Below are 20,430 nucleotides of genomic sequence, written 5' to 3' on the forward strand. Positions count from 1 at the left end.
AGGCAGGAGTGACGGCCGTAGCCCCCAAGCCGATCGCGACGCGCCCGTATCCCGCGCGCGAGTCGGTCAAGGGTTCGTACCTGCTGCGGTTGTTCCGCACCACGGACCACAAGCAGATCGGGATCATGTACCTGGTCACGTCGTTCGCCTTCTTCATGGCGGGCGGCGCGATGGCCATGCTCATCCGCACCGAGCTGGCGCGCCCCGGTCAGCAGTTCCTGTCGCAGGAGCAGTACAACCAGCTGTTCACCATGCACGGCACGGTGATGCTGCTGCTGTACGCGACCCCGATCCTCTTCGGCTTCGCGAACTTCATCCTGCCGCTGCAGATCGGCTCGCCGGACGTCGCCTTCCCGCGGCTGAACGCGTTCTCGTACTGGCTGTACCTCTTCGGCGGCCTGATCGTGATGTCCGGCTTCCTGACCCCGGGTGGCGCCGCCGACTTCGGCTGGTTCGCCTACACCCCGCTGTCGGACGCCATCCACTCGCCGGGCGTCGGCGCGGACCTGTGGATCTCCGGCCTGGTGATCGGTGGTCTCGGCACCATCCTCGGCGCGGTCAACATGATCACCACCGTGGTCTGCCTGCGCGCGCCGGGCATGACGATGTACCGGATGCCGATCTTCACCTGGAACATCCTGGTCACGAGCATCCTGATCCTGCTCGCCTTCCCGATCCTGACCGCGGCACTGATGGGCCTGCTGGCGGACCGGCACCTCGGGGCGCACGTGTTCGACCCCGAAAACGGCGGCGTGATCCTCTGGCAGCACCTGTTCTGGTTCTTCGGCCACCCCGAGGTGTACATCGTCGCGCTGCCGTTCTTCGGCATCGTCTCGGAGATCTTCCCGGTGTTCAGCCGCAAGCCGCTGTTCGGCTACAAGAGCCTGGTCTGGGCGACGCTGGCCATCGCGGCCCTGTCGGTCGCGGTGTGGGCGCACCACATGTACGCCACCGGCGCCGTGCTGCTGCCGTTCTTCTCCTTCATGACGTTCCTGATCGCCGTCCCGACCGGCATCAAGTTCTTCAACTGGATCGGCACGATGTGGAAGGGCCAGCTGTCCTTCGAGACGCCGATGATCTTCTCGATGGGCTTCATCGTCACGTTCCTCTTCGGCGGCCTGACCGGCATCCTGCTGGCCGCGCCGGCGATCGACTTCCACGTGTCGGACAGCTACTTCGTCGTCGCGCACTTCCACTACGTGCTCTACGGCACGATCGTGTTCGCCACCTTCGCCGGCATCTACTTCTGGTTCCCGAAGATCACCGGCCGGATGATGGACGAGAAACTCGGCAAGTGGCACTTCTGGACCACGTTCATCGGCTTCCACGGCACGTTCCTGGTCCAGCACTGGCTGGGGGCCGAGGGCATGCCGCGCCGGTACGCGGACTACCTGTCCACCGACGGGTTCACCACGCTGAACACGATCTCCACGATCGGCGCGTACATCCTCGGTGCCTCGACGCTGCCGTTCATCTGGAACGTCTTCAAGAGCTACCGGTACGGCGAGATCGTCACGGTGGACGACCCGTGGGGCTACGGCAACTCGCTCGAGTGGGCCACGTCCTGCCCGCCGCCGCGGCACAACTTCACCGAGCTGCCCCGGATCCGCTCCGAGCGGCCCGCGTTCGAGCTGCACTACCCGCACATGATCGAACGCATCCACTCCGAAGGCGAGATCGGCTTCTTCGGGAAGCAGAAGGTCAACAGCCACGCGGCGCCGTCGCAGCTGCTCACCGAAGCGGTGATCCCCGGGGATCACTCGAACGACAACGCGAGCGAGCAGGGCGACAAGTAGCACCCCCGATCGAGTGAGCGCGTGCCCGGCTTTTGTGAAGCCGGGCACGCGCTCTACTTATGCCCGACCCCGGACCGGCAGACTGGCCCTGCAGCGTTGCCGAGCGAGGGATGACGAGAGTGACCCAGACCCCCGTCCTGATCACGACCACCGGCCCCGACAAGCCGGGTGTCTCGTCCGTGCTGTTCGCCGTGCTGACCCGGCACGACGTCGACGTGCTCGACGTCGAGCAGGTGGTCATCCGCGGGCAGCTGGTGCTCGGCGTGCTCGCCGGGGTCTACCGCGACCCGGAAGGGCTGCAGGAGGCGGTCGAGCAGGCGATGGCGTCGGTCGGCATGCAGGTCGACGTCAAGATCGGCAGCGCGATCGGGGACGACCCGTTCGCCCTCGGCCGCCGCGATTCCTCGCACGTGCTGGTCATCCTCGGCCGCCCGGTCACCGCGCGCGGTTTCTCGGAGGTCGCGCGCCGGCTGGCCTCGCTGGGGGCGAACATCGACGCGATCCGCAGCGTCGCCGACTACCCCGTGACCGGGCTGGAGCTGTACGTCTCGGTCGACCGGGACACTCCCGAAGCCGACGCCGCGCTGCGTTCGGAACTCGCCGACGCCGCCGTCGAGGCGAGGATCGACATCGCGGTCGAGCGGGCGGGCATCACGCGCCGGGCGAAGCGGCTCGTCGTGTTCGACGTCGACTCGACCCTGATCCAGGGCGAAGTCATCGAGATGCTGGGGGCGCACGCCGGGGTCGAGCCGGAGATCCGCGAGATCACCGAAGCGGCCATGCGCGGCGAACTGAACTTCACCGAGTCGCTGGAGCGGCGGGTCGCGCTGCTGGCGGGCCTGCCGGCGACGGCGATCGACCAGGTCGCCGCGTCGATCGAGCTGACCCCCGGCGCGCGCACGACGATCCGGACGCTCAAGCGGATGGGGTTCCGCACCGGCGTCGTCTCGGGCGGTTTCACGCAGGTCATCGCGGGCCTGGCGGAGGAGCTCGGGCTCGACTTCGCGGTGGCGAACGAGCTCGAGATCGTGGACGGCAAGCTCACCGGGAAGGTCATCGGTGACGTTGTCGACCGAGCAGGGAAGGCGAAGGTGCTTCGCCGCTACGCCGCCGAGTACGACATCCCGCTCGAGCAGTGCGTCGCCGTCGGGGACGGCGCCAACGACATCGACATGCTGTCGGCCGCGGGCATGGGTGTCGCGTTCAACGCGAAGCCCGCGCTGCGCGAGGTGGCCGACACCGCGCTGTCGCACCCGTACCTCGACGCCGTGCTGTTCGTGCTCGGCCTCACCCGCGGCGAGGTCGAAGCGGCCGACGCCGCCGACGGGCTCGAGCTGATGCGTCCGTGAGCAGCGTTCTCGACCCCCTGGGCGCCCGCTACGCCTTTTGGCTGGGGCTGCCGGCCGAAGACACTTCGGACACCTCCGACGAGCTCCCCGAGGAAGTCCGCGCGATGCCGGTCATCCTCCGCATCGAACGGGCCGAGCCGCCCGGCCGCACGCCCCTGCTGGAGGCGGCGGCCGCGGCGGCGCTGGCGGTGTGCCTGGACGAGCGTTCGCAGCCGGATGGCGAGTGGGCCGAGCCGATGCACGCCTGGCTCGACAACCGGATCCGGAAGGTCGCGCGGCGGGCGCGGGGCGCGCACTGGGCGGCGGTGCAGGACCTGCCGGGCATCACCGTCGAGGTCGACGGCGCCGAGGCGCGGGCGCTCGTGCCCGGCCTGGTCACCGAGACGCCCAAGGAGGTCGCGCGGCTGCAGATCTCCGGCAGCGAGCTGCCGCCGGACGAACCGGGCCCGGTCCCCGGCGGCGTGCCGCTGCTGCTGCTCAACCCGCACGTGCCGATGACCGTCGGCAAGGGCGCCGCCCAGGTCGGCCACGCGACGATGATCCTCGCCGCGCTGCTGGGCGACGCCGAGCGAGCGGCGTGGGCCGAGCGGGGGTTCCGGGTCGCCGTGCGCACGGCGAGCTCCGTGCAGTGGAAGGAACTGCACCCCGGCGACGACCCCGAGGGCGCGTGGCGGCGCGACCGCGTCATCGCGGTGCGGGACGCCGGGTTCACGGAGGTCGATCCGGGCACGATCACGGTGCTCGCCCAGTGGGCGCCGGAACAAGTGGCCGGCTGAGCCGGTTGGAGCGGGCATGACACTGGAAGTGGAACGCACGGGCGAGCACGCGTTCGTCGGCCGCAACGAGCGCGGCGCGGAGGTCCGGCTGGGCCGCAAGGGCGCCGAGGGGGCGTTTTCGCCGGCCGAGCTGCTGCAGATCGCGGCCGCGGGCTGCAGTGCGGTGACCGCGGAAGAGCTGATCACCCGGCGGATCGGCGAAGACGCCGAATTCCGCGTCACGGTGACCGCGGACCGGCGCGAAGGGGCTTCGGAACTGGACGCCGTGCACGTCGCTTTCGATGTCGACGTGTCGACATTGGCGCCGGATCAGCGGGAAGCGCTCGCCGGCGCCGTCGACCGCGCGATCGAGCGGCTCTGCACGGTGAGCCGGACGCTCAAGAAGGGGATTCCTGTGACGGAAACCTTCCCGCAGGCCTAGTTCGTGCTGGATTCCCAGACGACGTAGGCCTGGTCGGCGTCGGTCGTCATGGCCTCGATGAACTTCTCGTTGTCGAAGCCCGGAAGCGCCTGCAGGCGCTCGATGAGGGCGTCGGCCGCCGGGTCGCCGCTGGGTACCGCGGTGCCCTTGCCGTCGGTGCCCACCAGCATGAAGAACACGTCTTCGTTCCACGGGCCGTCGGGGATCACCCGCACCATCACCGACGACAGGCCGGCCCACGTGACAGCCTCTTCGCTGCCGTCCGCGAGCCGCCGCCGCACTCCGGTGTCGTCGACGCTGACGGTCCGGGACTGGGCGCTGGACGAATCCTGGGTCAACCGGTGCTCCCTTGTTGCTTCGGTGGCTTCACCGTACCGGGCGCGGCTGTGCACCGCGTCACGCGGGCGCGGCTGCGTCCAGCCGGCGCAGTGCCTCCCGCACCACCTTCGGGTCCATCGTCGGCCAGAACGGCGGCAGCGATGCACGCAGGAAGCCGCCGTAGCGGGCGTTCGCCAGGCGCGAATCCAGCACCGCCACCACTCCGCGGTCGCTGACCGCGCGGTGCAGCCGCCCGGTGCCCTGCGCCAGCAGCAGGGCCGCGTGCGTGGCCGCCACGGTGAGGAACCCGTTGCCGCCGCGGGCTTCCACCGCGCGCTGCCGCGCCGAGGACACCGGGTCGTCCGGGCGCGGGAACGGGATCCGGTCGACCACCACCAGCTGCAGCGACGGCCCGGGCACGTCCACGCCCTGCCACAGGCTCAGCGTGCCGAACAGGCACGTGCGGACGTCTTCGGAAAACTTCTGGACCAGCAGCGATGTCGCGTCGTCGCCCTGGCACAGGATCGGGAAGTCCAGCCGTTCGCGCATCTCCTCGGTGGCCTGCTTGGCCGCCCGCATCGAGGAGAACAGGCCGAGCGTGCGCCCGCCCGCGGCCTCGATCAGCTCGGCCAGTTCGTCCATTGTGGACGACGTCAGGCCGTCCCGGCCCGGTGGCGGCAGGTGCTTGGCCAGGTACAGGATGCCGTTGCGCCGGTGGTCGAACGGCGAGCCGACGTCCAGGCCGGTCCACTTCGGGCCCGAGTCGTCCGACGGCGCTTCCTTCTCCGTCGCCGCGCCGGGCGCCTGCTCCACCCGGGCCGCGCCGGGCGGGAGACCCCACTGCCGCGCCATGGTGTCGAACGTGCCGCCCAGGGTCAACGTCGCCGACGTCAGGATCGTCGTGTGCTGGTTGAACACGCGCTCCCGCAGCAGGCCGGCCACCCCCAGCGGCGCCACCTTCAGCGCCGGCGGCCGCGGGTTCGACGAGTACTTGTCGCCCGACAGCCAGACGACGTCGCGCTGGTGCGCCTGGTCCTCGTCGAACGCCTCGAGCAGGCGGACCGCGGTGTCGTGCACCTCGTCGAGCAGCGACCGCGCCAGCTTGCGCGCGGTGGCCCCCTCGACGTCCTCCTTGCGGTCGTTGCCCAGTGCCGTGATGCACCGGTGGGCGGCGTCGCGGATCGCCGGGATCGCACCCTTCAGCGGCCGCGGCAGCTCGTCCATCCGGCCCGCGGGCAGGTCGTCGACGATCAGCGCCAGCCCGTCACCCGCCTCCAGCAGGCCGTCGGCGACGTCGGCGTCGATGAGCTTGCCGCAGCGGCGCGCGGCCGCGGCGCACATCGCGCTGGTCAGCTCGCCGGTGGCGACCGAGGTGACGCGGTCGACCAGGTCGTGGGCCTCGTCGATGATCACCACGTCGTGGTCCGGCAGGACCTGGTAGCCCTGCAGCGCGTCGATCGCCAGCAGCGCGTGGTTGGTGACGATGACGTCCGCCCGGCCGGCCTCGGCGCGGGCCTTCTCGGCGAAGCAGTCCGTGCCGATCGGACAGCGCGAAGCGCCGAGACATTCCTTCGCCGTCACCGAGACCTGGCGCCACGCCTGGTCGGTGACACCGGGGACGAGCTCGTCGCGGTCGCCGGTTTCGGTGTCCGACGCCCACTCCCGCAGCCGCGTGACCTCCTTGCCCAGCCGCGACACCGCGAACGGGTCGAAGAGCTGGGCGTCCTCCGGCTCGTCCGGCGCGCCGGAATCCAGCCGGTGCAGGCACATGTAGTTGCGGCGGCCCTTGAGGATGGCGAAGGTCGGCTCGCGGCCCAGCGGCTTCTTCAGCGCCTTCGCCAGGCGCGGCAGGTCGCGGTCGACGAGCTGGCGCTGCAGCGCGATCGTGGCCGTGGAGACCACGACCGTGGCCTCCTTTTCGACGGCGTGGCGGATCGCGGGCACGAGGTAGGCCAGTGACTTGCCGGTGCCGGTGCCGGCCTGCACGGCCAGGTGCTCACCGGTGCGGATGGCGCGGCCGACGGCGTCGGCCATCTGGACCTGCCCCGGTCGTTCGGCACCGCCGACGGACTCCACCGCGTGGGTGAGGAGTTCGAGGACGCCGGGGAAATCGGTTCGGGCGGGCACAGCGACACATTAGCCGTCACCACCGACAGAGATCGGTGCTCCGTCGCGAACGGGCCACTCGCGTCGCGGGGACCTCCCGCGCGGGAGGTCCCCCGGCGAGCGTCAGTCCTGGTTGCGGCCGGAGACCAGCTTCCAGGTCAGCGGCAGCAGCCCGGCGGCCACGACGATCTTGATGGCGTCCCCGACCAGGAACGGCGTGACGCCCTTGGCGAACGCGGTGGACAGGTCGAACCCGGTCGCGGCCATCAGCCACGGCACGCCGAACGCGTAGATCACCACGTTGCCGAGCACCATGGTGCCCGCGGTGCGCACCGGCGTCCGGTCGCCGCCGCGGCCGGCGAGCGCGCCGACCAGGGCACCGGCGAAGACGAACCCGACGATGTAGCCGGCGCTCGCGCCGGACAGGCCCGCGGTGCCGTGCTGGAACCACGGCACCCCGACCGCGCCGACCAGCAGGTACACGAGCATCGACGCGGCACCGCGCGACAGGCCCAGCGACGCGCCGACGAGCAGCGCGGCGAACGTCTGGCCGGTCATCGGCACCGGGCTGCCCGGCACCGGGATCGTCAGCTGTGCGGCGGCGCCGGTGAGCACGGCACCGCCGGCGACCAGCGCGATGTCCCGCACGAGGGAGCCGGGGACGAGGTCGGCCAAGACGGGCCGCTTGCCGGCGAAGGACAGCGAAGACACGAAACCTCCCGAGGTGTACAGGCGACGACCGAGGTTAACGCTCGTTACCGTCCCGCGGACCCGCCGAGTTGCCTTCCTCACCGGCCACTCGTCCGGGTGGACCCGATCAGGGCGGCCGCCGGATCGGCCGATGACGTAGGGGGTGATTGCGAACGGTGACGCCGACTGTGGAGGCCGGAGCATGCGGAACGCCAGGAAGCGGACATATCGGTTGCTCGCTGTGACGGCGCTGGCCGTTCCGCTCCTGGGCGCGGCGGCCCCCGTGACGTCCACCGGATGGGCGTCGGCCGGCTCGGCGGACGTGCTGATCGACAATGAGCACGTCGTCACCGGTGAACTGGCGAAATGCACCGTCGACGGCCCCTACAAGGGCTGGACGCAGGGGGGTGCCACGGGCGACATCGCGGTGTTCGGCTCCGGGGACACCGGCTGCGGGCGGTCCGGCGGGACGTCGATCGCCGAGGCGGCCGGGCGGCGCTTCAAGGCGACCGTGCTGCAGCGCTACGGCGGTCCGGAACTCACTGTGCGCACCTATTCGGCCAAGTGCTCGACGACGGACATCGGGAGCGTCGGCGAGGTGGCAGTCGGCGCGGTCGAGGGCGTCACCGTGCCGTCGGAGATCCCGGCGAACTACCGGATCGTCATCCCCGGCGGCGCGGCGGGCACGGCGCTGGCGACGGTGACCCTGAACGAGACCGTGACGCCCCAGCCGCCGGACGGCAGCCTGGTGACGCACGCGGTGCACATCAAGCTGTTCCCGCAGGGCGGCCCGGCGAGCGGGGACATCTACCTCGGCACGGCCGCCTGCGACCCCTTCGGCAAGAAGTGACGCGCCGCTTTCACGGGAAAGCGGCGGTCAGGCGGTGGTGAAGCGGGCAGCGGCCGCGACGAACTCGCCCGCCCGTGTGGCCAGGTCCGGCAGGCTGCCGCCGGGAGTCAGCGCGTCGCCCAGCAACGGCGTCGCCGCGGCGACCGCGATCGCGCCCGCACGCAGGTAGCCCTCGACGTCGGTCAGGTGGACGCCGCCGGTCGGCACCAGCGGGACGTCCGGCAGCGGCGCGCGTACCGCGCGCAGGTACGCGAGCCCGCCCACGGCGGCGACGGGGAACACCTTCACCGCGGCCGCGCCGAGCCGCCAGGCCTGGTCGATCTCCGTCGGCGTCAGCGCGCCACAGATCACCGGCGTGTCACGGGCCGCGGCGCGCTCGAGCACCGCCGGGTTGACCGTCGGCGTGATCAGGTACGCGGCACCGGCGTCGACCGCGATGTCCACATCGGACGGTTCGCGGACGCTGCCCGCGCCGATGAGCGCGGCTTCGCCCAGCGCCAGGCGCAGCGCGGTGATGGCCGCGGGCGCGCCCGGCGTCGTCAGCGTCGCTTCGAGCAGGCGGACGCCCGCCGCGTGCAGCACCATCGCCGCGTCGGCGAACCGGGACGCGTCGGCGGCCCGCAGGATCGCGACGAGCCGGTGTTCCGCCAGTGCTTCCCGCAGGTCCTTCACGCGGCCGGGCCGACGACCGCGGTGCCGGCGTAGGCGACCCCCGCCTCGTCGAAGTCCTTCAGCGTCGCGTCGACGGTCGGCTGCGAACCGCCCACGGTCAGGTCCAGCAGCACTCGCACGCCGAAGCCGGCCTTCGCCGCGTCGAGCGCCGTCGCGCGGACGCAGAAGTCCGTCGCGATGCCGACGACGTCGACGTCGGTCACGTCGTGCTCGCGCAGCCACGCCTCCAGGGACTTCCCGTCGCGGGCCGCGCCCTCGAAGCCGGAGTACGCGGCGCTGTATTCGCCCTTGGAGAAGACCTCGCCGATCGGGACGACGTCGAGCGCCGGGTGGAACGACGCGCCCGGCGTGCCGGCGACGCAGTGCACCGGCCAGCTGTCCTTGAAGTCCGGTGTCTCGCTGAAGTGGTCACCGGGGTCGATGTGGTTGTCCCGGGTGGCCACGACGTGGCTGTACCCGCCTTCCGCGGCCTGCTTGGAGATGCCGGCGGCCGCGGCGGCCCCGCCCGGCAGCCCGAGCGAACCCCCCTCGCAGAAGTCGTTCTGCACGTCCACCACGATCAGCGCGGTCGCCATCGGTCGGCCTTCCTGTCAGAGAAACAACGTCGGGATCGCGGGCTCGCCGTGCGAGAGCTTGAGGCCCTCCCACGGCAGGCTGACCAGGCCGCGGCGCAGCCGCTGCCTCGCGTCGTCGAGCGTAGGCAGGTCCGGCTCCGGACGGCCAGCGCGGATCAGGGGGATCTGCAGCGGCCGGTCGTCCGCCTCGGCCTCGGGCGCGGCCCCGGAAGTCGTCCAGACGACCTCTTCGACCGCCGTGCCGGTGCTGCGGTGGCGCCGCAGCGCGGACTTGCGGCCGCCGCGCGACTCCTTGTGCGCACTGCGCTTGGCGACCGGCTTGCCGTCCACCTCGACCAGCTTGTAGACCATCCCGGCGGTCGGTGCGCCGGACCCGGTGACCACCGAGGTGCCGACGCCGTAGGCGTCCACCGGCTCCGCGCGCAGCGCCGCGATGGCGTGCTCGTCGAGGTCGCCGGACACCACGATCCGGGTGTCCTTCGCGCCGAGGGCGTCGAGCTGTTCGCGGGCGCGGCGGGCGAGCGGGCCGACGTCGCCGGAGTCGATCCGGATCGCGCCGAGCTCGGGCCCGGCGACGCGGACGGCGGTCTCGATGCCGGCGGTGATGTCGTAGGTGTCGACCAGCAGCGTCGTGTCCGCGCCCATCTTGTCCACCTGGGCGCGGAAGGCCGCCTCCTCGCTGTCGTGCAGCAGCATGAAGGCGTGCGCGACGGTGCCGCGTGTCGGGATGCCGTAGCGGCGCCCGGCTTCCAGGTTGGACGTCGTCGCGAAGCCGGCCAGGTAGGCGGCGCGCGCGGCCGCGACCGCGGCGTACTCGTGCGTGCGGCGCCCGCCCATCTCGATGATCGGGCGGCCGTGCGCCGCGCCGGACATCCGGGCCGCCGCCGAGGCGATGGCGCTGTCGTGGTTGAGGATCGACAGGACCAGCGTCTCCAGCAGCACGCACTCGCCGAACGAGCCGGTGACGGTCAGGATCGGCGAGCCCGGGAAGTACAGCTCGCCCTCGGGGTAGCCGTCGATGTCACCCGAGAACTCGTAGTCCGCGAGCCAGGCGAGCGTGGCGTCGTCGACGACCGCGGTGGCCTCCAGCTGCGCCAGCTCGGCGTCGGTGAAGCGGAAGTCGGCGATCGCGTCGAGGACACGGGCGGTGCCCGCGACGACGCCGTAGCGGCGGCCGTCCGGCAGCCGTCTGGCGAAGACTTCGAACACGCACGGCCGCGCGTGCGTCCCGTCGGCGAGTGCGCTGCCCAGCATGGTCAGCTCGTAGTGGTCGGTGAGCAGCGCTGTGCTGGCCGTGGCCGGTTCCGGTGAACCCATGGGGTAAGCCTATTCACCCACATGGCCGGACCTGGCGCGGCGTACCCGGTGACCCCCGTGACACCATGGGGTGCATGTCCACGCCTGTCGCATCCGAACAGACGCAGGTCGAACCGGCCGGTGCCGAAGTCGCCGAGTCGGACACACCGTGGCGGACCGTGGTGTGGAACGACCCGGTCAACCTGATGTCGTACGTGACGTACGTCTTCCAGAAGCTGTTCGGCTACAGCCGCGACCACGCCACCAAGCTGATGCTGGACGTGCACCACAAGGGCAAGGCGATCGTGTCGTCCGGCAGCAAGGAGAAGGTGGAGGTGGACGTGGCGAAACTCCACGCCGCGGGCCTCTGGGCCACCATGGAGCAGCCCTCGTGAACGGTTGGCGGCGCAAGGGCGCGGTGATCCACGCGGGGTTCGAGCAGCAGGAAGCGGCCGTGCTGCGCGGGCTGGTCAGCCAGCTCGAGGACATGCTCACCGCGCGCGCCGAGGAGGCCCCGCAGGACGAGCTGGCCGAGCTCACCGGCATCCGGACCGGGCCCACCGAGTCCCCGGACGACCCGGTGCTTTCGCGGCTGCTGCCGGACTTCCACAAGCTGGACCCGGACAACCCGTCTCGTGAGGACATCGACTCGGTCGCGGCGATGCGGTCGCTGCACGAGCCGGAGCTGCTCGACATCAAGGTCGGCGTGGCCAAGATCGTGCTGGACACGCTGCCCCGCGACGGCGGCCACGTCCGGCTGACCGAGGAGCAGGCCGACGCGTGGCTGGCCGCGCTCAACGACGTCCGGCTGGCGCTCGGCACCGCGCTCGACGTCACCGAGGACATGCCCGACGAGCTGCCCGAAGACGACCCGCGGGCGCCGCACCTGGGTGTCTACCACTGGCTGACGTGGGTGCAGGAGACGCTGATCCAGGCGCTGACGGGATGATCACCGACGTGCCGGGTGTCCTGGTCGGGCACCACGAGCGGGTCGGCGGCGGCTGGGCCACCGGGACGACGGTGGTCCTGGTGCCCGAGGGCGCGGTCGGCGCGGTCGACCAGCGCGGCGGCGCACCCGGCACCCGCGAGACGAACCTGCTCGAGCCGGAGAACCTGGTGCAGCGGGTCAACGCCGTGTGCCTGTCGGGCGGGTCGGCGTACGGGCTCGCCGCGGCCGACGGCGTGATGCGGTGGCTTTCGGAGCGCAACCTGGGCTTTCCCGTCGGGACGCAGCCGCACGAGGTGGTGCCGATCGTGCCCGCGGCCGTGCTGTTCGACCTGCCACGCAGCGAGTGGGGCAACCGGCCCGACGCGTCCTTCGGCTACGCGGCCTGCGAAGCGGCTTCGGTGTCCTTCGCGCAGGGGACGGTCGGCGCTGGTGCGGGAGCGGCCGTCGGGTCGCTGAAGGGCGGGATCGGCTCGGCGAGCGAAGTCGTCGGCGAGTTCACGGTCGGGGCGCTGGCGGCGGTCAACGCGGCGGGCGAGGCCGTGGACCTCACGACGGGCCGGGCCTACGCGGCCGACCACGGCGACTTCGGGGTGAAGTGGCCTTCGCGGGCGGCCTCGCTCTCGTCGAAGCCGACGGACCTGAACACGACGATCGGCGTGGTCGCGGTCGACGCGGCCCTGTCGAAGGCCGAGGCCCGGCGACTGGCGGTGGCGGCGCAGGACGGGCTGGCGCGTGCCGTGCGGCCGGCGCACACGATGTTCGACGGTGACACGGTGTTCGCGCTGGCCACGGGTGCGCGTGAGCTGCCGGACGCGAGCGGCCCGTTCGGTGCGGCGGCCCGCCCGGCGGCGCTGGACGCGCTGTGCTCGGCGGCGGCGCGGGTGTTCGCGCGGGCGATGGTGCACGGCCTCCTGGCAGCGACCACCGCGGGCGGGGTGCCCGCCTACCGGGACGTCTGGCCGGAAGCGTTCGGCTAGAGGTCCGGCGGCAGGTCGCGCGCGACCGGTGGGTCAGCCGCCCGGGTACGGGTCCTCGGGCAGGGCGGCGTCGCCGGTGATCTCCAGGTTCGCCGCGCGCACGGCCGCGATGTACTCCTCGTCGATCTCGAGGTCGATGCCGCCGACCGACAGGATCGGCCCGAGCGACGGGTGGATCTCCAGCGGGCCCAGCTCGGTGCTGCGCGGCAGGCGCTCCCAGATCTGCTTCGGCCGGTTCAGGGTCCAGCGGCTGCAGGCCAGCAGCGTGACGTGCCGGTCGGTCACCATGACCAGGAAGCCGACCCGCGCGCGCATGCGGTTCACGTACAGCGACATCCCCGGGATGACGTACTGGATCCGCTCGTCCGTGCCCAGGTAAGCCCGGCACCGATCACGGACTTTCGACGACAGCGGCACCCGGCCAGTGTCCCAGAAACGGCAGGTGAGCGGTATGTCTCATCATCTGGACCGGCTTTGTCCACCACCTAAGATGTCGGTGTGCTCCGGATCCGCCGTGAACTCGTCGACGAGATCGTCGCCCACGCCCGTCGTGACCACCCCGACGAGGCCTGTGGCGTGATCGCCGGGCCCGAAGGGTCCGACTCGCCCGAGCGGTTCATCCCCATGCTGAACGCCGCCCGGTCGCCGACGTTCTACGAATTCGACTCCGGTGACCTGCTGAAGCTCTACCGCGAGATGGCCGCGAACGACGAGGTACCGGTGGTGATCTACCACTCGCACACCGCGACCGAGGCGTACCCGTCGCGGACCGACGCGAACATCGCGGCCGAGCCGGACGCGCACTACGTGCTCGTCTCCACCCGCGACCCCGAAGTGCACGAGTTCCGGTCGTACCGGATCGTGGACGCCGAGATCACCGAGGAGCCGGTCGAGATCATCGACTGACGACCGGAATAAACCGCCGCGCCACCGGCGTCTGCGTGTAAGAACCCACCGGAGGTAAGAACCCATGGCCGTGACCGTCTCCATCCCGACGATCCTGCGCACCCACACCGGCGGCGAGAAGTCCGTCGAGGCGAAGGGCGCGACCGTCCTCGAGGTCATCGACGACGTCGAGTCCCGGCACGCCGGCCTCAAGGCGCGCCTGGTCAAGGAGGAGAAACTGCACCGCTTCATCAACGTCTACGTCAACGACGAGGACGTGCGCTTCGCCGGCGGGCTCGAGGCCGAGGTCAAGGACGGCGACACCCTGACCATCCTCCCCGCCGTGGCCGGTGGCTGATCGATGGCTCGCTTCGAGTCCCTGCTCGACGCGCTCGGCGGCACCCCGCTGGTCGGGCTGCCCCGGCTGTCCCCGACGCACGACGTGCGGCTGTGGGCGAAGCTGGAGGACCGCAACCCGACCGGCTCGATCAAGGACCGCCCCGCGCTGGCCATGATCGAAGCCGCCGAGCGCGAAGGCAAGCTGCGGCGCGGTTCGACGATCCTCGAGCCGACGTCGGGCAACACCGGGATCTCGCTGGCCATGGCCGCCAAGCTCAAGGGCTACGGGCTGGTCTGCGTGATGCCGGAGAACACCTCCACCGAACGCAAGCAGCTGCTGCAGGCGTACGGCGCGCGGATCGTCTTCTCCCCGGCGGCGGGTGGCTCGAACGAGGCCGTCCGGCGGGCGAAGGAGCTGGCCGAGGCGAACCCCGACTGGGTGATGCTCTACCAGTACGGCAATCCGGCCAACGCCGACGCGCACTACCGCGGCACCGGGCCCGAGCTGCTCAAGGACCTGCCGACGCTGACGCACTTCGTCGGCGGCCTCGGCACGACCGGGACACTGGTGGGGGTGGGCCGGTACCTGCACGAGGCGAAGCCGGACGTCCAGATCATCGCGGCCGAGCCGCGCTACGGCGAGCTGGTGTACGGCCTGCGCAACCTCGACGAGGGGTTCGTGCCGGAGCTGTACGACCCTTCGGTGCTCAACGGCCGGTACTCCGTGGGGGCGTACGACGCGTTGCGGCGCACGCGGGAGCTGCTGGAGCACGAAGGCATCTTCGCGGGCATCTCGACGGGCGCGGTCCTGCACGCGGCGCTGGCGGTGGCCGAGAAGGCCGCGGCGCGCGGTGAGCAGGCGGACGTGGCTTTCGTCGTCGCGGACGCGGGGTGGAAGTACCTCTCGACGGGGGCCTACGCGGGCTCCCTGGACGAGGCGGCCGAGCGGCTCGACGGCCAGCTCTGGGCCTGAGCCACTCGAGCTGCCAGCTGTCGACCAGTACGGCCGGCTCGCCGTCGGTCGCCAGGATGTCCGAAACCCCGACGACCGCGGTGCGCGGTTCGGGCATGCTGTCCCCATGAAGGTCATCGGGCTGCTCGGCGGCATGAGCTGGGAATCCTCGATCGAGTACTACCGGCTCGTCAACGAGCGGGTGAAAGCCGTCCTCGGCGGGTTCCACTCCGCGCAGACCGTCCTCTACTCCGTCGACTTCGCCGCGATCGAAGCCATGCAGGCCGAGGGGCGCTGGGACGACGCCGGGGCCGAGCTGAACCGGGCCGCCAAGGCACTGGAGGCCGCGGGCGCCGACTTCGTCGTGCTCTGCACCAACACCATGCACAAGGTCGCCGACCAGCTCGAAGACGGCCTCGGCATCCCGCTGCTGCACATCGGCGACGCCACCGCGGCGGCCATCGAGGCCGCCGGTGTCCGCCGCGTCGGGCTGATCGGGACCGGGTTCACCATGGCGCAGCCCTTCTACCGCGACCGCCTCGCCGCGCACGGGCTCGACGTGCTCGTTCCCGGCCCCGAGGACCGCGACCTCGTGCACCGGATCATCTACGACGAGCTGGTGCTCGGCGTTGTGCAACCCGAGTCCCGCGAGGCGTACCGCGGCGTGATCGCGCGGCTGGCCGAGGCGGGTGCCGAGGGCGTCATCTACGGCTGTACCGAGATCGAGCTGCTGGTCGGCCCGAAGGATTCCCCGGTGCCGACGTTCCCGACGACCCGCCTGCACGCCGAGGCCGCGGTGGATCACGCGCTGGGCACCACCTCGCTGCCCCGGCCGCCGGCGTGAGCCTCGTGCTGCTCGACGCACTGCCGCCACAGCCGCTCGCGCTCCGCCGCCGTGAACTCCGCCGCCGGGATGCCGAACACGTCGCCGGCGGCCGCCCACCAGCCGGCCGGTGCCTCGATCTGCTCCTTGGTGCCGTGGCGGTTCAGGGTCAGCGCCCGCAGGGTGTCGACGCCGGCCGCGTCCCGCCGCTGGAGGACGCAGACCCGCACGAACCCCGACTCCGGCGCCGTCGACAGCCACTCGTGCTTCGCCGCGAAGTCCGCCATCTGCGCGGGGCCGGGGGCGAAGTCGAAGCCCGCGAAGCTGCCCGAAGGGTCGTGGTCGAACCGCCAGCCGCCCGGTGCCACTTCCGACGGCCGCAGCCGGTAGGTGTGCGGGCCCTGGACGTAGGTGCCTTCCCGTAGGGGCAGCGGCTCGTGGAAGCCGTCACCCAGCCCGGTGTCCACCAGCCAGGTCGCCGACGGTTCTTCCGGCAGGCCGGTGACGGTGAGGGCGAGGTGGTTGCGGTCGACGTTCGGCGCGTCCGCCGCGCCGCCCTGCACGCCGCCCAGGTGGCGCGTGACCCGGTAGCCCAGCTCGTGCAGCAGCGCCGAGAAAGCGCCGTTCAGGTGGTAGCAGTACCCGCCGCGGCCCCGCAGGATCCGCGCCAGCGACGCCGACGGCGCCAGCGGGGTCGTCCGCCCGAGCTGGATCTCGAGCGCCTCGTACGGCACGCGCTCCACGTGGGCCGCGTGCAGGCGCCGCAGCGCGGCCAGGCTCGGCGGCTCGAGGTCGAGGCCGAGCCGGGCGAGGTAACCGGTGACGTCCATGCCCGCCACGCTAGCGGCGACCACCGACAAAACCGCGGGATCAGGATTTCACCCGAGGTGGCGCGGCCACGGCCCGCCGTAGCCTCGACGGGTGAGCACACTGAACCCCGCCCCGGAAACCGACGCCGCCAAGCGCGTGCTGCCGCCGAAGCCGGTGGCGGCCGCGATCGTCGCGCTGTCGTTCACCCTCCTGCTCTACCTGGTCGAGCTGGTCGACGTCATCCTCCCCGCCGACCTGGACCAGGGCGGCATCCACTCGCGGTCGCTGTCCGGGCTCGACGGCGTGCTGTTCGCCCCGGTCCTGCACGCCGGCTGGGCGCACCTGTTCGCGAACACCGTCCCGGTGCTCGTGTTCTCCTTCCTCGCGATGGCCGCCGGGATCGGCCGGTTCGCCCTGGTCACGGCCATCATCTGGGTGGTCTCCGGGCTCGGCGTGTGGCTGATCGGGCCCGCGGACGGCGTCACCGTCGGCGCGTCCGGGCTGGCCTTCGGCTGGCTCGCCTACCTGCTGGTGCGCGGCCTCTTCAACCGCGCGGCCGGGCAGATCGTGGTCGCCGTCGTCCTGCTGGGCGTGTGGAGCGGCATGCTGGCCGGACTGCTGCCGGGCAACCCCGGCGTCTCCTGGCAGGGGCACCTCTTCGGCGCGTTGGCCGGCATCCTCGCGGCCTGGCTGACCACCCGCCGGTCCGGCAAGGCCGTCCCGGGTAACCTCGAAGGGTGACATCTTCGCCCGCTGATGCCCCGATCGGCGTGTTTGATTCCGGCGTCGGCGGGCTGACGGTCGCGCGAGCGATCCTCGAGCAGCTGCCCGCCGAGCAGCTCCGCTACGTCGGAGACACGGCGCACAACCCGTACGGCCCGCTCCCGATCGCCACCGCCCGCAGCTACGCCCTCGCCGCGCTCGACGAGCTGGTCGAAAGCGGCGTGAAGGCACTGGTGATCGCCTGCAACACGGCGTCCGCGGCCTGCCTGCGCGACGCGCGCGAGCGCTACGACGTCCCGGTGATCGAGGTCGTCCTGCCCGCCGCCCGCCGCGCCGTCGTGGCCACGCACACCGGCCGCGTCGGCGTGATCGGCACCGAGGGCACCGTGCGGTCCCGGGCCTACGAGGACGCCTTCGCCGCGGCGCCGGACGTCACGCTCACCAGCGTCGCCTGCCCGCGGTTCGTCGACTTCGTCGAGCGCGGCATCACCACCGGGCGCCAGGTGCTCGGGCTCGCGCAGGGCTACCTGCAGCCGTTGCTCGACGCCCAGGTCGACACGCTCGTGCTCGGCTGCACGCACTACCCGCTGCTGCAGGGGGTGCTGCAGATCGTGATGGGCCAGGAGGTCACCCTGGTGAGCAGCGCGGACGAGACCGCCAAGGACCTCGTCCGGGTGCTCACCGAGCGGGACCTGCTGGCCACGCGGGACACCCCGCCGCGGCACGAGTTCCTCGCCACCGGGTCGCCCGAGCCGTTCACCCGGCTCGCCCAGCGGTTCATGGGGTTCGCTCCGGGTGTCCTCGCTCCCACCACCGCGTGATCGCGGCGGCGGACGCTTAGGGTGTCGTCGTGCGACTGACCATCCTCGGGTGCTCCGGCAGCATCCCCGGGCCGAACGCCGCCGCGTCCGGCTACCTGGTCGAGGCCGAGGGCTTCCTGCTCGGCCTCGAACTCGGCAACGGCACGCTCGCGCAGCTGCAGGCCGTGGCCGACCCGTTCGACCTGGACGCGCTCGTGCTCACGCACCTGCACCCCGACCACTGCGCCGACGTCAGCGCGCTGACCGTCCTGCGGCGCTACCACCCGGCGCCGCCGTACCCGGCGCGCCCGCGGCTGCTGCCGCTGTACGCCCCGCCGGACGCGCCGGTCCGGCTGGCCAACGCGTACGCGCCCAACGAGACCGAGCGGGCCGTCACGGACCTCTCCGACGTCTACGACTTCCGGCCGCTGCGGCCGGAGCCGGTCCGGATCGGGCCGTTCGAGGTCGTCGCCCTCGAGGTCGACCACCCGACCCCGGCGTACGGCCTGCGCATCTCCTACGGCGGCCGGATCCTCGCGTTCACCGGCGACACCGGGCCGTGCACGGCGCTGAACGAACTCGCCGACGGCGTCGACCTGCTGCTCGCCGAAGCGTCCTGGACCGACTCGGCGGAACGGCCGGCCGGCGTGCACCTGTCGGGCAAGCAGGCCGGCGAGCTGGCGCGCGACGCGGGTGTCGGGCGGCTGCTGCTGACGCACATCGCGCCCTGGACCGACGCCGGGGCGGTGCTGGCCGAGGCCTCGGCGGGGTTCCCCGGAGCCGAGGTCGTCAAGCAGGGTGCCGTCTACGACGTCTGAGCGGGCGGTCATAGAGTGCACCTGTGGCTCGTAAAGATGGCAGGAACGACGACCAGCTCCGCGACATCAAGATCACCCGGGGGTTCCAGCAGTGGCCGGCGGGGTCGGTGCTGATCGAATTCGGCAACACGCGGGTGCTGTGCGCGGCGAGCGTCACCGAAGGGGTGCCGCGCTGGCGCGCCGGCTCGGGCCTCGGCTGGGTGACGGCCGAGTACGCGATGCTGCCGTCCGCGACCAACACGCGCGGTGACCGCGAGTCGGTGAAGGGCCGGATCGGCGGGCGCACGCACGAGATCTCGCGGCTGATCGGCCGCTCGCTGCGGGCCTGCATCGACCTGGCGGCGCTGGGCGAGAACACGATCGTCATCGACTGCGACGTCATCCAGGCCGACGGCGGCACCCGCACGGCCGCGGTGACCGGCGGTTACGTGGCGCTGGCGGACGCGATCACGTGGCTGGGCGCGGCGAACCGGCTCAACGACCCGCAGCCGCTGTCGTCGTCGGTGGCCGCGGTGAGCGTCGGCGTGGTCGACGGCCGCGTCCGGCTCGACCTGCCGTACGAAGAGGACTCGCGCGCCGAGGTCGACATGAACGTGGTGGCGACCGACGCGGGCACCCTGATCGAGGTCCAGGGCACCGGCGAGGGCGCCACCTTCGCGCGGTCCACATTGGACAGGATGCTGGACGTGGCGCTGGCCGGCTGCGCGGAGCTGACCCGCTTGCAGAACGAGGCGCTGGCGCTGCCGTACCCGGGCGAGCTGCCGGAACCGCGCCCGGACAAGAAGAAGGGCTCGAAGTGACGAAGCTGCTTCTGGCGACACGCAACGAGAAGAAGCTGGGCGAGCTGCGGCGGATCGTCGAGGCGGAAGGCCTGTCCGGCATCGAGGTCCTCGGCCTGGCGGACGTGCCGTCGTTCCCCGAGGCGCCCGAGACGGCACCGGACTTCGAGGGCAACGCGGTGGCGAAGGCCCGTGACGCCGTCGCGGCCACGGGGTTGCCGGCTATCGCCGATGACTCGGGTCTGGCGGTGGACGCGTTGAACGGGATGCCGGGGGTGCTGTCGGCGCGGTGGTCCGGCCGGCACGGGGACGACGAGGCGAACCTGGACCTGGTGCTGGGGCAGTTGCGGGACGTGCCGGACGAGCGCCGCGGAGCGCAGTTCGTCTGTGCGGCGGCCTTGGTGCTGCCCTCGGGCGAGGAAACGGTGGTCCGCGGCGAGTGGCGCGGCACGCTGGTCCGGGAACGGCGTGGGAGCAACGGATTCGGGTACGACCCGATCTTCCGCCCGGACGGGGAGCCGCGGACGTCGGCGGAGATGGAGCCCGCGGAGAAGGATGCGGTTTCCCACCGGGGGCTGGCTTTGCGGCTGCTGGTGCCGGCCCTGCGGGAGCTGGGTTAGCGGAGGTTGGACTCGTGGTGTCGTAAGGGCTGATGGCTCGTCGTCCGTGCGGTATCACCGGAGCATGCGATCCACAAGGAGGCGGGCTGACTGCCGAACGGCAGCA

At 71.9% G+C, this 20,430-nt stretch carries 25 protein-coding genes; 17 read left to right on the top strand and 8 right to left on the bottom strand.

Annotated features, from left to right (window positions below; translation table 11 throughout):
• The first annotated feature begins 8 nt into the window (after nt 1-8).
• The 4 genes from ctaD (at nt 9) to ACLJOU_RS15755 (ending at nt 4,342) form a co-directional block, all read left to right on the top strand.
• Nucleotides 9-1,796, top strand: a complete 1,788-nt coding sequence (gene ctaD / locus ACLJOU_RS15740; protein WP_410567932.1) for a cytochrome c oxidase subunit I — start codon at nt 9-11, stop codon at nt 1,794-1,796.
• A 119-nt stretch (nt 1,797-1,915) separates the two neighbouring features.
• Nucleotides 1,916-3,145, top strand: coding sequence for a phosphoserine phosphatase SerB (gene serB, locus ACLJOU_RS15745; RefSeq protein ID WP_410567934.1), 1,230 nt, complete (start codon nt 1,916-1,918; stop codon nt 3,143-3,145).
• Nucleotides 3,142-3,921, top strand: coding sequence for a peptidyl-tRNA hydrolase (locus ACLJOU_RS15750; RefSeq protein WP_410567936.1), 780 nt, complete (start codon nt 3,142-3,144; stop codon nt 3,919-3,921). Before serB ends, ACLJOU_RS15750 begins: the two co-directional genes overlap by 4 nt.
• 16 nt (nt 3,922-3,937) lie before the next feature.
• Nucleotides 3,938-4,342, top strand: a complete 405-nt coding sequence (locus tag ACLJOU_RS15755) for an OsmC family protein (RefSeq protein WP_410567937.1) — start codon at nt 3,938-3,940, stop codon at nt 4,340-4,342.
• Here ACLJOU_RS15755 and ACLJOU_RS15760 read toward each other — a convergent pair.
• From ACLJOU_RS15760 to ACLJOU_RS15770, 3 genes are all read right to left on the bottom strand, one after another.
• Complete coding sequence (locus ACLJOU_RS15760) at nt 4,339-4,680, bottom strand: hypothetical protein (RefSeq protein ID WP_410567939.1); 342 nt, start codon at nt 4,678-4,680, stop codon at nt 4,339-4,341. The two genes, ACLJOU_RS15755 and ACLJOU_RS15760, sit on opposite strands and share 4 nt — an antisense overlap.
• A 58-nt stretch (nt 4,681-4,738) precedes the next feature.
• Entirely contained in the window at nt 4,739-6,787 is a 2,049-nt protein-coding gene (locus tag ACLJOU_RS15765) for an ATP-dependent DNA helicase (protein WP_410567941.1), read from the bottom strand.
• A 102-nt stretch (nt 6,788-6,889) separates the two neighbouring features.
• Nucleotides 6,890-7,477 (bottom strand): biotin transporter BioY, encoded by a 588-nt coding sequence (locus tag ACLJOU_RS15770; protein ID WP_410567943.1) that lies wholly within the window; start codon nt 7,475-7,477, stop codon nt 6,890-6,892.
• Nucleotides 7,478-7,688: 211 nt separating this feature from the next.
• Here ACLJOU_RS15770 and ACLJOU_RS15775 point away from each other — a divergent pair, with 211 nt between their 5' ends.
• A complete protein-coding gene (locus tag ACLJOU_RS15775) occupies nt 7,689-8,306 on the top strand; it encodes a choice-of-anchor P family protein (RefSeq protein WP_410568342.1) in 618 nt (205 codons plus the stop codon).
• Nucleotides 8,307-8,333: 27 nt separating this feature from the next.
• Here ACLJOU_RS15775 and ACLJOU_RS15780 read toward each other — a convergent pair whose 3' ends face one another.
• Genes ACLJOU_RS15780 through ACLJOU_RS15790 form a run of 3 tightly spaced genes read right to left on the bottom strand, consistent with a single transcriptional unit; the run spans nt 8,334 to nt 10,870 of the window.
• On the bottom strand, nt 8,334-8,978 hold the full coding sequence (locus ACLJOU_RS15780) for a bifunctional 4-hydroxy-2-oxoglutarate aldolase/2-dehydro-3-deoxy-phosphogluconate aldolase (RefSeq protein WP_410567945.1): 645 nt from the start codon (nt 8,976-8,978) through the stop codon (nt 8,334-8,336).
• On the bottom strand, nt 8,975-9,553 hold the full coding sequence (locus tag ACLJOU_RS15785) for an isochorismatase family protein (protein WP_410567947.1): 579 nt from the start codon (nt 9,551-9,553) through the stop codon (nt 8,975-8,977). Before ACLJOU_RS15785 ends, ACLJOU_RS15780 begins: the two co-directional genes overlap by 4 nt.
• Nucleotides 9,554-9,568: 15 nt before the next feature.
• Nucleotides 9,569-10,870, bottom strand: a complete 1,302-nt coding sequence (locus ACLJOU_RS15790; protein ID WP_410567949.1) for a nicotinate phosphoribosyltransferase — start codon at nt 10,868-10,870, stop codon at nt 9,569-9,571.
• 74 nt (nt 10,871-10,944) lie between these two features.
• Here ACLJOU_RS15790 and clpS point away from each other — a divergent pair, with 74 nt between their 5' ends.
• The 3 genes from clpS to ACLJOU_RS15805 are packed head-to-tail and all read left to right on the top strand — an operon-like array spanning nt 10,945 to nt 12,775.
• Nucleotides 10,945-11,244, top strand: a complete 300-nt coding sequence (gene clpS, locus ACLJOU_RS15795) for an ATP-dependent Clp protease adapter ClpS (protein WP_103348337.1) — start codon at nt 10,945-10,947, stop codon at nt 11,242-11,244.
• Nucleotides 11,241-11,798 (top strand): DUF2017 domain-containing protein, encoded by a 558-nt coding sequence (locus tag ACLJOU_RS15800; RefSeq protein ID WP_410567951.1) that lies wholly within the window; start codon nt 11,241-11,243, stop codon nt 11,796-11,798. The genes clpS and ACLJOU_RS15800 overlap by 4 nt, the downstream gene beginning before the upstream one ends.
• The gene (locus ACLJOU_RS15805) at nt 11,795-12,775 is read left to right on the top strand and encodes a P1 family peptidase (protein ID WP_410567953.1); all 981 of its coding nucleotides are present in this window, start codon (nt 11,795-11,797) and stop codon (nt 12,773-12,775) included. Before ACLJOU_RS15800 ends, ACLJOU_RS15805 begins: the two co-directional genes overlap by 4 nt.
• Nucleotides 12,776-12,808: 33 nt before the next feature.
• On the opposite strand, the gene ACLJOU_RS15810 is transcribed toward ACLJOU_RS15805, so the two are convergent.
• Nucleotides 12,809-13,192: a hypothetical protein gene (locus ACLJOU_RS15810; RefSeq protein ID WP_410567955.1), complete on the bottom strand. Its 384-nt coding sequence runs from the start codon at nt 13,190-13,192 to the stop codon at nt 12,809-12,811.
• Between the two features lie 81 nt (nt 13,193-13,273).
• On the opposite strand from ACLJOU_RS15810, the gene ACLJOU_RS15815 reads away from it, so the two are divergent.
• The 4 genes from ACLJOU_RS15815 to ACLJOU_RS15830 all read left to right on the top strand — a co-directional run bounded on the left by ACLJOU_RS15815 (nt 13,274) and on the right by ACLJOU_RS15830 (nt 15,795).
• On the top strand, nt 13,274-13,681 hold the full coding sequence (locus tag ACLJOU_RS15815) for a Mov34/MPN/PAD-1 family protein (RefSeq protein WP_410567957.1): 408 nt from the start codon (nt 13,274-13,276) through the stop codon (nt 13,679-13,681).
• 64 nt (nt 13,682-13,745) lie between these two features.
• Nucleotides 13,746-14,018 (top strand): MoaD/ThiS family protein, encoded by a 273-nt coding sequence (locus ACLJOU_RS15820; RefSeq protein WP_176175260.1) that lies wholly within the window; start codon nt 13,746-13,748, stop codon nt 14,016-14,018.
• Between the two features lie 3 nt (nt 14,019-14,021).
• Nucleotides 14,022-14,972, top strand: a complete 951-nt coding sequence (locus ACLJOU_RS15825) for a PLP-dependent cysteine synthase family protein (RefSeq protein ID WP_378188673.1) — start codon at nt 14,022-14,024, stop codon at nt 14,970-14,972.
• 106 nt (nt 14,973-15,078) lie between these two features.
• On the top strand, nt 15,079-15,795 hold the full coding sequence (locus ACLJOU_RS15830; protein WP_410567960.1) for an aspartate/glutamate racemase family protein: 717 nt from the start codon (nt 15,079-15,081) through the stop codon (nt 15,793-15,795).
• Here ACLJOU_RS15830 and ACLJOU_RS15835 read toward each other — a convergent pair.
• Nucleotides 15,753-16,613, bottom strand: a complete 861-nt coding sequence (locus tag ACLJOU_RS15835) for an arylamine N-acetyltransferase family protein (RefSeq protein WP_410568344.1) — start codon at nt 16,611-16,613, stop codon at nt 15,753-15,755. The genes ACLJOU_RS15830 and ACLJOU_RS15835 overlap by 43 nt on opposite strands.
• Before the next feature lie 82 nt (nt 16,614-16,695).
• On the opposite strand from ACLJOU_RS15835, the gene ACLJOU_RS15840 reads away from it, so the two are divergent.
• The 5 genes from ACLJOU_RS15840 to rdgB are packed head-to-tail and all read left to right on the top strand — an operon-like array spanning nt 16,696 to nt 20,324.
• The gene (locus ACLJOU_RS15840) at nt 16,696-17,325 is read left to right on the top strand and encodes a rhomboid family intramembrane serine protease (RefSeq protein WP_410567962.1); all 630 of its coding nucleotides are present in this window, start codon (nt 16,696-16,698) and stop codon (nt 17,323-17,325) included.
• Nucleotides 17,322-18,128 carry a glutamate racemase gene (gene murI / locus ACLJOU_RS15845; protein WP_410567964.1) on the top strand — a complete coding sequence of 269 codons (807 nt, stop codon included), beginning with the start codon at nt 17,322-17,324 and terminating at the stop codon, nt 18,126-18,128. The genes ACLJOU_RS15840 and murI overlap by 4 nt, the downstream gene beginning before the upstream one ends.
• A 29-nt stretch (nt 18,129-18,157) precedes the next feature.
• On the top strand, nt 18,158-18,925 hold the full coding sequence (locus tag ACLJOU_RS15850) for an MBL fold metallo-hydrolase (RefSeq protein ID WP_410567966.1): 768 nt from the start codon (nt 18,158-18,160) through the stop codon (nt 18,923-18,925).
• A gap of 23 nt (nt 18,926-18,948) precedes the next feature.
• Nucleotides 18,949-19,725, top strand: coding sequence for a ribonuclease PH (rph, locus tag ACLJOU_RS15855; protein ID WP_410567968.1), 777 nt, complete (start codon nt 18,949-18,951; stop codon nt 19,723-19,725).
• Nucleotides 19,722-20,324, top strand: coding sequence for an RdgB/HAM1 family non-canonical purine NTP pyrophosphatase (gene rdgB, locus ACLJOU_RS15860; RefSeq protein WP_410567970.1), 603 nt, complete (start codon nt 19,722-19,724; stop codon nt 20,322-20,324). Before rph ends, rdgB begins: the two co-directional genes overlap by 4 nt.
• Nucleotides 20,325-20,430 lie beyond the last annotated feature (106 nt).

Origin of the sequence: Amycolatopsis sp. cmx-4-61, from assembly GCF_046548775.1 — a bacterium.
Classification (GTDB): domain Bacteria; phylum Actinomycetota; class Actinomycetes; order Mycobacteriales; family Pseudonocardiaceae; genus Amycolatopsis.

Coding starts and splice junctions, on each gene's coding strand:
- ACLJOU_RS15820 (WP_176175260.1), top strand. CDS start 13,746: ATGGCCGTGACCGTCTCCATCCCGACGATCCTGCGCACCCACACCGGC.
- clpS (WP_103348337.1), top strand. CDS start 10,945: ATGTCCACGCCTGTCGCATCCGAACAGACGCAGGTCGAACCGGCCGGT.
- ACLJOU_RS15755 (WP_410567937.1), top strand. CDS start 3,938: ATGACACTGGAAGTGGAACGCACGGGCGAGCACGCGTTCGTCGGCCGC.
- ACLJOU_RS15790 (WP_410567949.1), bottom strand. CDS start 10,870: ATGGGTTCACCGGAACCGGCCACGGCCAGCACAGCGCTGCTCACCGAC.
- ACLJOU_RS15785 (WP_410567947.1), bottom strand. CDS start 9,553: ATGGCGACCGCGCTGATCGTGGTGGACGTGCAGAACGACTTCTGCGAG.
- ACLJOU_RS15825 (WP_378188673.1), top strand. CDS start 14,022: ATGGCTCGCTTCGAGTCCCTGCTCGACGCGCTCGGCGGCACCCCGCTG.
- ACLJOU_RS15830 (WP_410567960.1), top strand. CDS start 15,079: ATGAAGGTCATCGGGCTGCTCGGCGGCATGAGCTGGGAATCCTCGATC.
- ACLJOU_RS15805 (WP_410567953.1), top strand. CDS start 11,795: ATGATCACCGACGTGCCGGGTGTCCTGGTCGGGCACCACGAGCGGGTC.